Raw genomic sequence first — 15,564 nt, 5'->3', positions numbered from 1 at the left:
TTCTGCCTGTTTGGGGGGGCAGGGCAGCGTTATGCTGGCTTGTGATGGATCAATGCGTTCTCATCATTCATCACCAAGAGTAAAGTCCACATGCAGGACGTGGTTATGTTCTACGACCGGCTGGCCGCCAGATATGGCTGGCTGGTAGCGGACGGGTGAGTGTTCTAGGAAGTCCAGCGCACTTTCAGCAAAGTCGTGTCCTCCCTTTACGCTCAACAATTTACAGTTGGCGGGTTTGCCGTTGGTAAGAATATCGCAGGAGGCCGTAACGGAACCTTCGCGGTTTTCTTCCTGCGCTTCCTCTGGATATTCCGGCCGTACGTTGTTGATGGGCATAGCCCCAGCAGAATGGTCGCTATCGGACGAGCTGGTGCTGGCACTTGTCGATGACGAGGCCGTTGCCGAGGACTGGGCCGGAGCAGAAGGCGCAGGCTGAGGGGCAGCAGCCTTCGGCTTCGGTGCCTTTTGGTGGCTATGCTGGATCGGCGGCTTGGGCGGTGGTGCTACCTTGATCTTCGGCGGTGGAATATAAGGCGGCGGCGGCTGGACCATCACCGGCTGCGGCGGTGGCGGCGGTGGCGGCGGTGGCGGAGCCTCTGTAATGACGCGCGTCTGGATGGGTGGGTGTGAGGGTTCTTGCTTTTCTACTCTATTGAGAGTCAGGGCATAGACCACCAGACCGATGGCCAGAAAAGCCACGACAACAGCGACGATGTAATCGGTCGGCTTGCGTTGCTGGGCGGCATAGCTTCTCATTTCAAAACCCTTTTACCCTTTTCCACGCCGTAGGTTCGGCGTTCCCTATAAAGACGCTTGCTCGTTGCGGTATGTGCGCCGTGCCGACGTTCCACGTTAGAGGATTATTCCCTCCAGAAGGTTGCCAGCGCACTGGCATGGGATCACTCCCGCGCCGGTCCTCTTTACCAATGGCCTAAGCGGCCCCTGTGATGCAAGGGTTGTTATGCGACTCTTTCGCAGGACCATCTGTGTATAAAAAGGGGTATCCATGTGGATATCTGCTAGGATGTTTAAATATCCATCGGTTTTTCAAGGGTTTTGTAGAGTTTTCTTATGAGGAGAAAATGGGGCGTTCTGTGAATTGTTTTGGTTGGTTAGTCTTATGGGAAAAACAAATAATACTGGAAATTATCCCTAAAAATAACTATTTTAAATAGTATTTTATGATAAATAACGTAAAAAAGGGGCATGACCTCGTAAGGTCAGCCCCTCTTTTCATATGGGGACAGGCAAAACAGCCCTGCAGCCGGATGGCTTACTGGGCTGTCGCACTTGCCTCGGAGCGTGTGGTACTGACACGCTGCGCAAGAGAGGCCGCCATAAATTCATCCAGATCGCCATCAAGAACGGCATCAGGGTTGCCCTTCTCAATGTTGGTCCGCAAGTCCTTGACGAGCTGATACGGTGCCAGAACGTAGGAACGGATCTGATGACCCCAGCCAATGTCCGTCTTGGCAGCTTCGGCAGCGGAGGCCTCAGCTTCCCGCTTCTGAAGTTCAGCCTCATAGAGGCGAGCCTTCAGCATCTCCATGGCCGTGGCCCGGTTGCGATGCTGGGAACGGTCTGTCTGACAGGCCACAACGATGCCGGTCGGGATATGGGTGATACGGATGGCGGAGTCCGTCTTATTGACGTGCTGCCCACCAGCCCCGGAGGCCCGGAATGTATCCACCCGCAAGTCGGAATCGATGATCTCGATTTCGATGGAATCATCCACGACGGGCGAGATATAGATGGAGGCAAAAGAGGTCTGCCGCCGTGCAGCGGAATCGAAGGGGGAGATGCGCACAAGGCGATGCACCCCGGCTTCTGTCTTCAGCCAGCCATAGGCGTTAGGACCGCTGACGAGGATGGTGGCGGATTTCAGTCCAGCCTGTTCTCCTTCGCTGCTTTCCATCAGAGATACTTTATAGCCGTGCTTCTCGGACCAGCGCGTGTACATGCGCAGAAGCATCTCTGCCCAGTCCTGCGCCTCTGTACCACCAGCACCGGCATTGACCTCAAGATAGCAGTCATTGCTATCAGCCTCACCGGAGAGAAGGCTTTCTGTCTCACGTTGCTGGGCCTGAGCAGCGAGGCTCCGCAGGGTGGCAAGTCCTTCCTGCACTACGGCGTCATCATTCTCCATCTCGGCCAGCTCGACAAGGTCCAACGTGTCTTGCACGTCGGCCTCCAAGGCTTCGACCCCCTCAATCTGATTGGCGAGCATGGTGCGCTCACGCATCAGTTTTTGGGCGGCATCTGGGTTGTTCCAGAGGTCCGGGTCTTCGGAGAGGTGGTTCAGTTCGGCAAGGCGTGTTTTGGCGACATCCCAGTCAAAGATGCCTCCTCAGCAGTGCCACCGACTGCTTGATCTGTTCGGAGAGGGCTTCGGTCTCAGCCGACATCAGGCGTTCTCCTGTTTCCTTCAGGTTAGTGTTGCTGCTTTAGTACAGACCACCGACACCAATGTCACCTCCCTCTGCAGGGTTTGCTTTCTCCTGAGGGGCCTCCACAGGTGGGGCGGAAGAGGGTGGCGGGGGCACGTTTCCATCCAGCGCATTATCCTTGGTAGGATTGGTGCTGGATGGGGTGGAGCTAGGCATATCCGTTTCGGAATCAGGAATCATGTCTGCGCCTGTATCGGCAGCGGTGAGGGCCTGTGTTCCGGCACCAAATCCATGCAGTGGGACGGAGGCCCCCGGAATCTGACCGGTCTTGAAGGCATCAATGGCCCGGATGCGTCCCGTATCATATTCGGCCAGCGTGACACCCTCCGGCACGGGGAAGTCCAACCGGGGGTGCGTGGCGAAGACGGCCTTCATGATGCCATTCCAGATTGGTCCGGCTAGATGGCCACCTGTCTCATTCTTGCCTAGACTGCGGGGTGCATCATAGCCGATCCACACCACCGTGACGGTATCAGGGGAGAAACCGGCAAACCATGCGTCATGGTAATCCTGACTGGTACCAGTTTTACCAGCGATGGGGCGGTCGATTCCTACCCCGGCCCGGACACCCGTCCCACGGGCGATGACATCCCGCATCATAGTGGTGATCTGGAAGGTGCTTTGTGGTGAGGCCAAGACCGGACGGCCATCACGGATTACGGGCAGGCCGTTTTCGGTCGTTACGGTGCGCTGATTGGCCTGATTGCGCCAGATGATGGTGCCATCCGGATTCTGGATGTAATCAATCAGGCTGGGTGTAATGCTGTGTCCCCCATTGGCAATGGCGGCATAGGCCCCAGCTTCCCGCAGAACGGTTGTTTCTACAGCACCGAGGGCAGCAGGGAGGTAGGGCGGCATGTTATCGACCATGCCGGACCGCACGGCCATGTCACTGACGGCCTTCATACCCAGATGGGCTGCCACACGGATGGTTACGAGGTTGCGGCTCTCCCGCAGGGCATCATGCAGAGTGGTGGGGCCCCAGTTGTCATGTTCGTAATTCTGCGGCTTCCAGTCCCCGAAGCTGATGGGAGAATCATCGAATGTCTCGGAAGGGGAAATATCCCGCTCCATTGCCGCCAGATAGACCAGCGGTTTGAAAGATGACCCCGGTTGACGCTGTGCTTGTGTCACACGGTTGAACTGGCTCTGTTGGAAAGACCAGCCACCCACAAGGGCGAGAACGCGCCCTGTATGGGCATCCAGCGTGACAGTCGCTCCTTCCACTTGGGGAATCTGTTCCAGAGCGGCTGACCCGTCATCCTGTGGTTCGACCATCACGAGGTCGCCCGTTTGAAGTGGATGGCTCCGGTGGCTCCATACCTCATCGGCTTTGTGGAGTATGGCTGTGTGGGTGTCATGAGCCTTTACCCAACCGACACGGACCGCCGGAGTGGTGGCAAGCACAACAGCCAGCCGCCATGTGGACAGCATCCCGGCTGGGTTTTTCTGTTTGACGATACCGTTTTGCCAGTCTGCCAGAGCGTCACTGTCCAGATGACCGACAGCACCGTGCCAGCCTTCATGAGTGCGGGCATAAGACATCAACCCTTCCCGCAGAAGCTTCGTACTAACCTGCTGGAGGTGCGGGTCCAGACTGGTATGGACATCCAGCCCGCCTTCGGTTGTCTGTTCCTCACTATAGAGGGATGTTAGCTGGCGGCGGACTTCCGCAGCGAACCATTCGGAGTTGGCAAGCGGACCGAAACGCACCTGTCCCTGCGGCACGAGCGGGTCCTGCTTGGCCTGCTGGGCTTCGTCAGTGGGGATGGCATGGGTCTCGCCCATCCGATCCAACACCCAGTTGCGCCGCCACATGGCAGCTTTAGGGTGAAGGAATGGATTATAGTTGCTGGGTGATTTGGGCATGCTGGCGAGCATGGCCGCCTCGGCATCGCTTAGCTGGTCCAACGTCTTGTTGAAGTAAGTCTGCGCCGCTGCCTCGACTCCATAAGCACCGTTACCCAGATAGATGCCATTCAGATAGATTTCTAAAATCCGATCTTTGGAGAGCGTATGCTCAATCCGCATGGCGAGAAGGGCTTCCCGAACCTTTCGTTCGATGGTCAGGCTGTTATTGTTCAGCAGCATGACCTTGGCCACCTGCTGGGTGATGGTCGAGGCCCCCAGTGGTCGTTTCCCCTGATGGGTGAGGATGCTGACAATATCCGTCACGCCCGCCCGTAGCATGGCCAGAGGGTCCACACCGCCGTGTGAATAGAAGTTCTGGTCCTCGGCAGCGATGAAAGCGTTGCGGACGAGTGGTGGGATGGCCCGGATAGGCACATAGATGCGCCGCTCATGGGACAGCTCGGCCATGAGTTGGTCATCGGATGTGTAAAGGCGGCTGACCACGGGCGGCTTGTAATGTTGGAGAGCGTCCACGCTGGGCAGATTGGCACTGAGATGGGCATACAGCCCCACCCCTGTGAGAATGACGGCAGAAAAGCCGAACGTGCCAATGCCAAGGGCAGCCCCCAGCAGAAACCGCCAACGGCGGAAACGGGGCTTCTGGGATGGTGATGGCGGGCTGTCTGGCAGCATGGAGGAACGCTTCATGCCTTTTCTATAACATGGCCTGCAAAAGAACGGGAAGAAGCAGAGTGTTGCCTGTTTTTTGTGGGTGGGTATGGCCGGCAGGGCAGGGGGTGCCTATGGTGGTGTTCTGTCATGAGGGCGGTTTTTAGCCCGCCCCGTGTAGAGTTTCTGAAGAGATTTTAAGGATTATGTTTCATGTCTGAACGTCCCTCTGGCCGTACTGATAATGCCCTTCGCCCGGTTACGATCGAGACCGGTTTTTCTACTCATGCGGAAGGTTCTGCGTTGATTCGTGTTGGGGGGACGGAGGTTCTCTGCACGGCTTCTGTCGAGACACGGGTACCGCCGTTCCTGCGGGGGCAGGGGCAGGGCTGGGTCACGGCGGAATATGGGATGTTGCCCCGTGCTACCCACACTCGTGGCTCTCGTGAGGCTGCTCGAGGCAAACAGTCCGGCCGCACGCAGGAGATTCAGCGTCTTATTGGCCGCTCTTTGCGGGCTTGTGTGGACCTCAAGGCTCTGGGTGAGTGCATGATCACGCTGGATTGTGATGTGCTGAATGCTGATGGTGGAACACGTTGCGCCTCCATCACTGGGGCATGGGTGGCTCTGGCCATCGCTCTGGAGGGCATGGGCAAGTCCAAGGCTCTGACGGGGCAGGTCGCTGCTGTGTCTTGCGGGCTGACAGCAGCTGGCCCGGTGCTGGACCTTGATTATGCAGAGGATAGCAGCGCACAGGCTGATACTAATTTCGTTCTGACAGCCGATGGCGGCATTGTGGAAATTCAGGGCACGGCAGAAGACCGCCCCTTCCGGCCTGAAGAGTTTCAGATTTTGTTCGATCTAGCCCAGAAGGGCACGAAAGAGCTGTTCGCCGTGCAGAAGGAAGCTCTAGCCCGCAAGAAGGGCTGAGTATCGGCGAGATGAAAGAAGGAATGGCTGAATGAGCGGACAGGATTGTACCCGCCGTTTGGAGCGTGGCAGCGAGATTGTTCTGGCAAGCCATAATAAAGGCAAGTTGCGGGAATTCTCCCTTCTGCTGGCAGAGAGCGGCATTACGGTCTGCTCTGCTGCTGAAATGAACCTGCCAGAGCCGGAGGAAACGGCAACTGACTTTGAGGGTAATGCGCTCATCAAAGCGGAAGCTGCTGCGAAGGCGACCGGCCTGCCTGCGTTGGCTGATGATTCCGGTTTTTGCGTGGCTGCATTAGATGGCAGGCCGGGTGTCTATTCTGCTCGCTGGGCAGGCCCGCAACGGGATATGGCACTGGCGATGAACCGTGTTCATGAGGAAATGCAGGCCAGTGGATCAGTCGATAAAACGGCGTCCTTTGTGGTGGTGCTGTGTCTGGCATGGCCGGATGGAGCTTATCGCTTCGTGCGGGGGGAGTGTCGTGGGCAGGTTACATGGCCGCCCCGAGGTGAGCATGGGCATGGTTATGACCCGATGTTCCTTCCTGAAGGGGAAAGTCGCACGTTTGCTGAGATGGCCGAGACGGAGAAGAATCGTTTCAGCCATCGTGGGCAGGCAATGGAGCAGTTCCTGAAAGAGTGCGTAAGCTGAAGGAGGAGGCAGGCGCAGTGTTGTGCTGCGCCTGCCAGCCCATCAAGAGATGGGTAAGGTGTGTGACAGTTTTTTGATAAAAACAAATCACGACTTCACAAGTGAAATAAAAGAGTATTTAATAAAAAACACGATTAACAAAAGTTGTAATTGGACGCTTCATGCAGACAGGCGGGCAATCATGGCGTGTAATGAAGCAGAAGGGATCGTCCCCGGTCTTTTTGGGTTGCGGCGTTGTATCACCCGAGACAAGAAGGCGGATTCCGTGGGTTTCTGTCGCTTTGATGGCCTCGGCTTTTCTAGTGGGGCAGAAACGGGCGGAAGCTCAGGTTGCTGATAAAGTACCGCCTGCTGTGGAGACGATGCCGGGTGCGGGGGTGATCGGCCAGCCCCGCCGTGTCACACCAGCAGAAAACCGGTCTCGTAAGCGGCATCAGGGCGACTGGGGGGCCTTTAACTGGGGGAATGGCGAGTTCGCTGGGTTTGGGCCGGTAGGTACTTACGGGGTGGCACCGTGGGCTGAGGATTGGAGCAGTAAAAAAGACCCTAAAAACTATACGGATTTTCTCGACCCTTTGAAGGCTATTCGTCTGAATGAATCCGGTAGCATATGGCTGTCCTTGTCCGGTGAATCCCGTATCCGCAATTGGTATGAGTCTAACCCCCAGCTGGGGACGGCTGGCAAGCGGCATTCTGGGCGTTTTACGGTGCGTAACCTGTTGGGGATGGACCTTCATTTAGGGCAGCATTGGCGGATCTTCGGCCAGCTGAATAATGGTGAGGCCGCAGGCTGGAATTATTATGGCTATAACGCCACATGGCGGCGCAGGCTGGGTGTGCAACAGCTTTTTGTCGGTTATGAGCGTAAGCTTTTGGGTGCAAAAACCGGTATTTTGGTAGGGCGGCAGCAGTTTCTCGATGCCCCGTCATGGCTCGTTTATATGCGGGAGACACCCAATGTTCCGCTGTCATGGAATGGTGTCCGTGGCTACGCCATGTGGAACCGGGTGCGGCTGGACCTCTATAATTTCGTGGGCACGCAGGTGACGAGAGATACCATCATGGGGGGTGGTTTTGATGACGACACCCGCCTTTATGGGGGAAATATCGGTATTGCTCTGCAACCTTTTTCCATCGTTGGGGAACAGGTTCATTCTTTTCTCGATCTCTTTTGGATGGGGTTTCATTACGGCGGAAAATCCGCCGCTGTGGCTCGTTACAAAGGGTCCGAGGCGGGCACGCAGACACGCCAGAATGGCGGTTTCCGTTGGTATGGCTCGGCACCTTCTTTCGAGTATGAGTTGGGAGGTGTGTATCAGGGGGGACGCTTCCATCCCGGCAGTTCTGCCGTTGCTAGCCGCCCTGTGAGTGCATGGGCGGTGCGGGGTGTGCTGGGGTGGCGTCATTCATCCTCTTCTCTGCATCCATTTTTGGGTGTGCAAGCCGAGGCCTATAGCGGGGGTGATAATCGCCGCAGTGAAGGCACGGTCGGGACATTTTCGGCTCCCTTTTCTCCCCGTAATGGGACATTTGACCTAACCCGCACAATCACGCGGGCAAATATCATTAGTGCTGGGCCGCTCGTGAGTATTGCTCCTCGGCCTTTTATGAATATTCGCATCCGGGTGCCTTATCTCTGGCGGGAGAGCATGAATGATGGTTTGTATAACTCATCATCTCCCTTCGCCTTTCTGACCGGGGCAAAGCTACGGCGGGTAGGGCGGGCCGTGGGGTTGCAGCCGCAAGGGCAGGTGCAGTTCCAGCTTCAGCAGCATGTTAATTGGCAGATTGATGGCGGGGCGACTCTGTTAACACACCGTATGAGACGGGCAGGAGGGCAGAATGCAACCTATATGCTGTCGACCATTACGCTCCGTTTCTGAGAGTGTGCTGTATAAATCACTATCTTGGTAAGTTTAATATGAGACGGCTCCCTAGGTTGTGACTTATGGATTTTTCCCTGTTTTTCGTGGGTTATGATCGCATGAAGTTGTCTTTTTTAAACATAAAGATATTCTTATATCATCAAAAATTGATGATTTTTCAAAAATGAACATTGAAGCCAGTTAAATATGTAATTACTTTACAACGCATCGTATTTTTCCATCGGGGAGCAGATCACATGGCGATATCGGACAGCGAGTTCCAAGCCCTGCCCCATCAGGGAGACGTAGCTGCTTCGGAGGAAGAAACAGGTCGTGTGCTGTCCTCCGTGCTGGCTCGTTTTCCGGGGCGTGTAGCGGTGATCTCCTCATTCGGTGCAGAATCAGCGGTGCTGTTGGCGCAAGTTGCCGCGCAGGATAAGGCCGTACCGGTTTTCTTTCTCGATACTGGGCGGCATTTCCCTGAAACTCTGGCCTATCGGGATGAGCTAAGCCGTCACCTAGGGTTGGAGGATGTTCGCACCCTGCAACCAGCCCCTGCCGAAGTAGCGTATCGGGACCCCGGGGGGCAGCTTGTAGCCTTCGATCCTGATGCTTGTTGTGCCTTGCGGAAGGTGGAACCGCTGGAAGTGGTGCTGCCAGAGTTCGATATTTGGGTGACGGGGCGTAAGCGGATGCAAGCCGCTACCCGGGCCGCTTTGCCTGTGGCAGAGCGGCAAGAGGATGGCAGCGTGAAGTTGAACCCTTTGGCGGGCTGGAGCGAAGAGCAGATTGCCCGTTTTATGAAGGACAAAGCCCTGCCGCCGCATCCACTGGTGGCAAAAGGGTATCGTTCTATTGGCTGCGAGCCTTGCACACGGCCGGTCGGTGAGGGGGAAGATAGTCGTGCCGGACGCTGGGCCGGGCTGACCAAGACAGAATGTGGGTTGCACCGGCCCGTTCCGGCCCCACCCGATGCTAATGCCGAAGAAGTTTCAGCCGCTGCCCTGATTGCAGAGCGGCCCGCACGGTAAGACCGGGCCGCACGGCCCACCATGAAGGAAAGGGAGCAGTCATGGCTCTGGAAGAAGCACGTACCATGGATGGTTTGGACCAGCTGGAGGCCCAGAGCATCTTCATCCTGCGGGAGGCTTATCGCAAGCTGAAGCCCATGGCTCTACTCTGGTCATTGGGTAAGGATAGCAACGTGATGGTCTGGCTGGCCCGCAAGGCCTTCATGGGGCATGTGCCTTTCCCTGTCATGCATGTGGATACGGGTAAGAAATTCCCGGAGATGTATGAGTTCCGGGATGAATACACTAAAAAGTGGAATCTGGACCTCGTGCTTGGTGATTGTCCTCCCGTGGAGGAGATGGATCCCTCCCTGCCACCGGCAGCCCGCTCCGCAGCTCGTAAGACGGTTGGGTTGGCAAACCTGATCGACAAGCACAAATTCCGGGGTATTGTGGCGGGTATCCGGCGTGATGAGCAGGCTACTCGTGCCAAGGAGCGCGTTTTCAGCCCTCGTGGGGCAAGCCATCAGTGGGATGTTCGCAACCAGCCACCGGAATTCTGGGACCAGTACGCCACACCTTATGAGGATGGGATGCATGTCCGTGTCCATCCGCTGTTGGCATGGCGGGAGCTGGATATCTGGCGGTATATTGAGCGTGAGAATATTCCGCTCGTGGACCTCTATTTTGCCAAGGACGGCAAGCGTTATCGCTCATTGGGCGATCAGGACATTACCAGCCCGATTGAGAGCAATGCTTCTACCGTGGCCGAAGTGATTGCCGAGCTGGAGACAAGCCGCACTTCCGAGCGTGCAGGCCGTGCCATGGACCATGAATCAGAAGATGCGTTCGAGCGTCTTCGTGTTGCCGGTTATCTGTGAGGGGACCTATTTCGATGACACAGACTTATTCACCATCATCGCAGGTCCGTCATGGCGTCAGCACGCCGATCGTGATCGTAGGTCATGTGGATCACGGTAAATCTACCCTGATTGGCCGCCTTTTGTACGATACGGACAGTTTGCCAGATGGTCGCCTTGTCCAGATCGTGGAAAGCAGCCGTAAGCGTGGTTTGGCCGTGGAGTGGAGCTTCCTGCTCGATTCCCTCCAGATTGAGCGTGATCAGGGCGTGACGGTGGACTCCACCCGCATCCCTTTCCAGCTAGATGGCCGGGATTTCGTCATTGTGGATGCGCCGGGTCATCGGCAGTTCCTGCGTAATATGATTACCGGTGCCGCTGATGCCGAAGCCGCTGTGTTGGTGGTAGATGCTGCCGAGGGTGTACGGGAGCAGACCCGCCGCCATGCTATGTTGCTACGGCTTATCGGTATTAATCATGTGATCGTCCTGCTGAATAAGGCCGATAGCATCGGGTTTGATGAAGCCAGACTGAAGCAGGTGGAAGGCGATATCCGCCAGCTGTTGGGGCAACTGGAGATTAACGTCAATCAGGTCATCCCTGCTTCCGCTCGGGATGGCGACAATATCGCCACACGCTCCGAAAAGGCTGATTGGTACAAGGGGCCAACTTTGTTGGAGGCTCTGTCTCTCATTCAGCCTCCAGCCTCTCGTCATGCTCTTCCGTTCCGTATGCCGGTGCAGGATGTGTACCGTTTTGAAGGTATCCGTTATGTGGCAGGCCGTGTCGAGCGTGGCACGGTGCGGGAGGGTGACCGGCTGGTGATTGGTGGGCAGGGGCAGGAGGCCACCGTGGCCGAAGTCTGCCGCTGGCACGCCCCGCATCACCCTGTTGCTGGAGCTGGTGAATCCATTGCCCTACGTCTGGAGCCTGATTTGGTGCCGGATCGTGGTGATCTGTTGTTCCCTGCCGGGGATGAGGCTGCTGCTCCACTGAAGGCTGCTCGCCTCAAAACACGACTGTTTTGGTTGCGTGGTGAGCCGCTGCGTGTGGGTGAGAGCTTCCGGCTGCGCCTTGCAACGGCGGAATATGATGTCACTGTGGCGGCTATTGATGCTGTGGTGGACCTTGACGATCTCAGCCTGAGTCCGGCGGATGAAGTGCCACCGGATGGCTTTGCCGAGATTACCCTTGCTGTAGCCCGTAACATTCTGTTTGACCCCTTTGCGCCGGGTATGCCGGACGGACGTGGCGTGTTGGTGGATCGTCATCAGAAGATCGTTGGTGGTGCTCCGTTGATTGGTCCAGCGGCTCTGCCTGAAGGGGCACATGCCATTCATCCAACAGCCAGCGGTGTGAGCGATGCCGTGCGGGCTGGCCTGCGTGGGCATGGTCGGGCCGTGTTCTGGATGACCGGTTTGCCCGGTGCTGGCAAAAGCACCATTGCTCGTCATGCCGAGGAGGCCCTCAGCCGTGAAGGGCTGAACGTCACCGTGCTGGATGGCGATACGGTTCGCTCTGGCCTGTGCAGCGATCTCGGCTTCTCTCCAGAAGACCGGCGAGAAAATATCCGCCGTGTGGCTCATGTGGCCCGTATTCTGGCAGATGCTGGACAGATCGTGCTGGTGGCTCTGGTCTCTCCGTTGGTCAGGGATCGTGCGCTGGCTAAGACGATCATCGGGGAAGACTGGCATGAGGTCTTTGTGGATACAGCCCCTGAGCTATGCCGTAGCCGTGATCCGAAAGGGCTGTACGCTCAGGCAGAGGAGGGCCGGATAGCTGAGTTCACCGGTGTATCTTCGGCTTATGAGGCACCAGAACGGCCGGATGTTGTTGTTCCCGGTGATGGTGACGTGGCCCGGAGTGTGCAGCACCTGATTGATGCCGTGCATAAGGCCGTACGTTAAGAGCCTGCTCTGCCGGGTCTCCCTCCATAAGGTGTGACCCGGCGGGCATCAGTTTCTGCAAGAGAGTGGAACAGAAGCCCGGTTTTTCCAGCAGGGAAATGCCGGTGGGGGGAGCTTTATCTGGAAAAAGCCCTGCCCGTTCTAGGAGAAGGATAAGATGATGGGGCATCTGGCTTATGTCATCTCCGGCGCACTGGTCGGGTTTCTGGTAGGGATGACGGGTGTGGGCGGTGGGTCGCTTATGACGCCGCTTCTTATCCTGCTTTGCGGGATTCACCCCAAGGCCGCTGTGGGGACGGACCTCGTCTACGCCGCTGTGACGAAGCTGTTCGGCACGTTTCTACACCGGCGGTGCGGGCCGGTGCGTTGGTCTATCGTGCTGTGGATGATGGCAGGCAGCCTTCCCGGTGTAGCGGTGGCTCTGCTCTGGCTGCGTCATCTAGGGTCCCCGCAGGAGATGGCTCATGTCATCCGTCTGTCGCTGGGTATCTGTTTGCTGGTAACCGCCCCGGCTATCCTGTTCCGTCCGACACTTAAAGAATGGGTTCTGCGTCATCAGTTGGGTGGGCCGGTACGCTCACGGGTGCTGACGGTCGTGTTGGGCTTCGTACTGGGTTGCATGGTCAGTTTGTCTTCGGTCGGGGCAGGGGCGATTGGCATGGCTGTGTTGGTGATGCTGTATCCGACCCTTCCGCTGCGGGAGCTTGTGGCGATCGACATCGCCCATGCTATCCCCCTGACATTAATTGCCGGGGTAGGGCATTGGATGGAAGGCGATGTGATGGTGCCAACCCTGTTGCTTCTGTTGAGCGGGTCGCTGCCGGGTATCTGGCTTGGCACCCATTGCGCTGGGCGATGCCCGGAACGCTGGCAGCGGCTTATTCTGGGCAGTTTGCTGTTGCTGATTGGTGTGAAGATGATTTGAAAGAGACCGGGTGCCTGACCCGGTCTTTTTTTATGGCTGTAGAAAGATGCTTCACAGTTGTTATATTATAACATAACATTCATGACGTATCAGAACAGCATATCAAAGGGACAGAGAGCAGCATGGCGGTGATGAGGCGGGGCGGGGCTGTTTATGTGCTTCTGGCGGTAGCATCTGGAGGGCTGGTTCAAGCAGCGCAGGCTGATGATAGTGTCGCTTCACGCCAGAGGAAGCCGGTCATTTCCACAGCGGAACAAGATCAGGTCGGCAGCGATGATGCTGTCCGCCATGAGGACCGCAAGGAAGAGCATATCCATGTTACAGCCCGGCGATTGGATCAGGCCCGTGCAGCTCTCCAGCCCGCCATCGGGGCGACGCAGACGAACTTTTCTCGTAAGGCTATTGAGGCGAATCCCGGTGCCGATAATGCCTCATTGAATAGCATTTTGTTACAGGCTCCGGGTGTGACGCAGGATAGCTACGGGCAGATTCACATTCGTGGGGACCATAATAACGTTCAATTCCGGCTGGATGGGGTGGCCCTGCCAGAAGGGGTGAACGTGTTTGGACAGGCCCTGATGACCCGCTTTGCCCATTCCATGAGCCTGACAACCGGTGTTCTGCCAGCAGAATACGGGTTTCGGCAGGCCGGTGTGATCGACATTCAGACTAAAAACGGCGTCTCTGACGAAGGAGGAACACTCTCCGGCTATGGTGGCGTGCGGGATTATGTGCAGCCTTCCATTCAGTATGGCGGACATTGGGGAAAGTGGGATGGGTTCATCACGGCGGATGCCATCCATAACCGGGTGGGTATCGAGAATACGACACCTAGTTATGATGCCATACATGACTTATCCAATCAGTATCATGTGTTGGGGCATCTGCGGTATACGCTCCGGCCGGAGACACGTTTTAGCCTGACAGCGGGTCTTTCTAATGCGTGGTATCAGCTGCCTAATAATCCCGGCCAGCAGCATCAGTTTGCCACGCCGCTTTTTAAGGCGGATAATCGGCCCGTGCAGGAAGATGCGCCCGACAGTGCCCATCTGGATGAACATCAGCAGCAGATCACGGACTTTGCCATTCTCTCTTGGCAAGAGGATCATGAAAAGGTCAGTGCCCAGACATCGGCCATTTTACGTTATAGCTCTATGCGCTATTCGCCCGATTGGCTAGGCGATCTCGTTTATAATGGTATTGCCCAGCAGGCAGCCCGGTCGGTTTTTTCCAGCGGTGTGCAGAGTGATGTGACGTGGCGTGTCAGTCGGGCGCATACTGTGCGGGGTGGTGTGCAGGCTTATAGCGAGCGGGCTGTGAGCAAAAGCAATTCACAGGTCTATCCGGTGGATGAGGAAGGGAATATCAACCTTCATCCCATGACAGTACATGATTCATCCGGCAAAACAGGGGCGTTATACGGGGCCTATCTTCAGGATGAATGGCATCTGACCCGGTCTTTAGTTCTTAATGGTGGGGTGAGGTTTGATGGTGTGGAGGAATACGTTCATGCGCATCAGCTCAGCCCTCGTATTTCATTGGTCTGGACACCGTGGCATGGCGGGCGGTTCCATGTGGGGTATGCACGGTATCTGACCCCCCCGCCTTTTGAAACGGTTGGCACAACATCGCTGAGCCGTTTTGCAGGCACATCTGCTGCCCCAGCCAATTATCAGAATGACCGTGTGAAAGCAGAGCGGGACAATTACTATGATATCGGCTTCATGCAGCAGATCACCCGGAACTGGCATGTCGGGTTGGATGCCTATTGGAAGCAGGCAAAGAACCTGATTGATGAAGGGCAGTTTGGAGCTCCTGTTATTCTAACAGCTTATAACTACCGCCGGGGCCGTGTCCGTGGTGTGGAGCTGACGACCGATTACAACACAGGGCCGTTGACCCTTTATGGTAATCTGGCGGTTTCAAAAGCTATGGGGAAAGACATCAATTCGGCCCAGTGGAATTTTGATACGGATGACCTCCACTATATGCGGAATCATTGGGTGCATTTGGATCATGACCAGCTGATAACGGCCTCGGCTGGTGGGTCCTATGCGTTCTTCCACAGAACAAACCATCCACTTCAGCTATCCAGCACCATGGTTTATGGCAGTGGCCTGCGTAAGGATAAGCAAATGGGGGATGAGACTATCCCCAATGGGACGCATGTGCCGCAATATGTCACCTTCAATCTGGGGCTGGTACAGACCTTGAAGCATGAGGCGTGGTTGGGCGGGCACACTATGCAGCTGCGGCTTGATGTCCTCAACCTGTTCGACCGGCGTTACATGTTGCGTGATGGCAGCGGTATTGGTGTCGGTGCTCCACAATATGGCCTACGGCGCAGCGTGATGGGCGGTGTGGCCTTGTCTCTGTGAGGATGGGGCATCATCACAGGGCTGTCATCCTGTGGAGATGTGGTTGATCGGTTTCTTTTTGGTGGGTTAA

At 56.4% G+C, this 15,564-nt stretch carries 11 protein-coding genes; 8 read left to right on the top strand and 3 right to left on the bottom strand.

Features of this window, described 5'->3' with window-relative positions; all coding sequences use genetic code 11:
• Window positions 1–63: 63 nt before the first annotated feature.
• The 3 genes from AL01_RS08215 to AL01_RS08205 form a co-directional block, all read right to left on the bottom strand.
• Window positions 64–756 (bottom strand): energy transducer TonB, encoded by a 693-nt coding sequence (locus AL01_RS08215; protein WP_077397062.1) that lies wholly within the window; start codon window positions 754–756, stop codon window positions 64–66.
• Between the two features lie 517 nt (window positions 757–1,273).
• Window positions 1,274–2,405, bottom strand: a protein-coding gene (gene prfB / locus AL01_RS08210; RefSeq protein ID WP_143280743.1) for a peptide chain release factor 2 whose coding sequence is annotated in 2 segments (ribosomal slippage) — window positions 1,274–2,335 and window positions 2,337–2,405 — 1,131 coding nt in all. Because the reading frame shifts where the segments join, the coding sequence is not laid out codon by codon here.
• Window positions 2,406–2,444: 39 nt separating this feature from the next.
• Complete coding sequence (locus tag AL01_RS08205) at window positions 2,445–5,006, bottom strand: penicillin-binding protein 1A (protein ID WP_077397060.1); 2,562 nt, start codon at window positions 5,004–5,006, stop codon at window positions 2,445–2,447.
• Between the two features lie 174 nt (window positions 5,007–5,180).
• Between AL01_RS08205 and rph the strand changes: the two genes are divergently transcribed.
• The 8 genes from rph to AL01_RS08165 all read left to right on the top strand — a co-directional run bounded on the left by rph (window position 5,181) and on the right by AL01_RS08165 (window position 15,494).
• A complete protein-coding gene (gene rph / locus AL01_RS08200; protein WP_077397059.1) occupies window positions 5,181–5,897 on the top strand; it encodes a ribonuclease PH in 717 nt (238 codons plus the stop codon).
• 31 nt (window positions 5,898–5,928) lie between these two features.
• Complete coding sequence (rdgB, locus tag AL01_RS08195; protein WP_077397058.1) at window positions 5,929–6,549, top strand: RdgB/HAM1 family non-canonical purine NTP pyrophosphatase; 621 nt, start codon at window positions 5,929–5,931, stop codon at window positions 6,547–6,549.
• A gap of 191 nt (window positions 6,550–6,740) precedes the next feature.
• Complete coding sequence (locus AL01_RS08190) at window positions 6,741–8,432, top strand: alginate export family protein (RefSeq protein WP_158075957.1); 1,692 nt, start codon at window positions 6,741–6,743, stop codon at window positions 8,430–8,432.
• 239 nt (window positions 8,433–8,671) lie between these two features.
• A complete protein-coding gene (locus AL01_RS08185; RefSeq protein WP_077397056.1) occupies window positions 8,672–9,445 on the top strand; it encodes a phosphoadenylyl-sulfate reductase in 774 nt (257 codons plus the stop codon).
• Between the two features lie 65 nt (window positions 9,446–9,510).
• A complete protein-coding gene (cysD, locus tag AL01_RS08180) occupies window positions 9,511–10,305 on the top strand; it encodes a sulfate adenylyltransferase subunit CysD (RefSeq protein ID WP_077397136.1) in 795 nt (264 codons plus the stop codon).
• 14 nt (window positions 10,306–10,319) lie between these two features.
• Window positions 10,320–12,191, top strand: coding sequence for an adenylyl-sulfate kinase (gene cysC, locus AL01_RS08175; RefSeq protein ID WP_077397055.1), 1,872 nt, complete (start codon window positions 10,320–10,322; stop codon window positions 12,189–12,191).
• Between the two features lie 157 nt (window positions 12,192–12,348).
• Window positions 12,349–13,116 carry a sulfite exporter TauE/SafE family protein gene (locus tag AL01_RS08170; protein ID WP_077397054.1) on the top strand — a complete coding sequence of 256 codons (768 nt, stop codon included), beginning with the start codon at window positions 12,349–12,351 and terminating at the stop codon, window positions 13,114–13,116.
• Window positions 13,117–13,244: 128 nt separating this feature from the next.
• Window positions 13,245–15,494, top strand: coding sequence for a TonB-dependent receptor (locus AL01_RS08165; RefSeq protein ID WP_408735444.1), 2,250 nt, complete (start codon window positions 13,245–13,247; stop codon window positions 15,492–15,494).
• Window positions 15,495–15,564 lie beyond the last annotated feature (70 nt).

Origin of the sequence: Bombella intestini (assembly GCF_002003665.1) — a bacterium.
Classification (GTDB): Bacteria; Pseudomonadota; Alphaproteobacteria; order Acetobacterales; family Acetobacteraceae; genus Bombella; species Bombella intestini.
The sequence above is the reverse complement of the archived record's forward strand: the minus strand, read 5'-3'. Positions and strand labels throughout refer to the sequence as shown.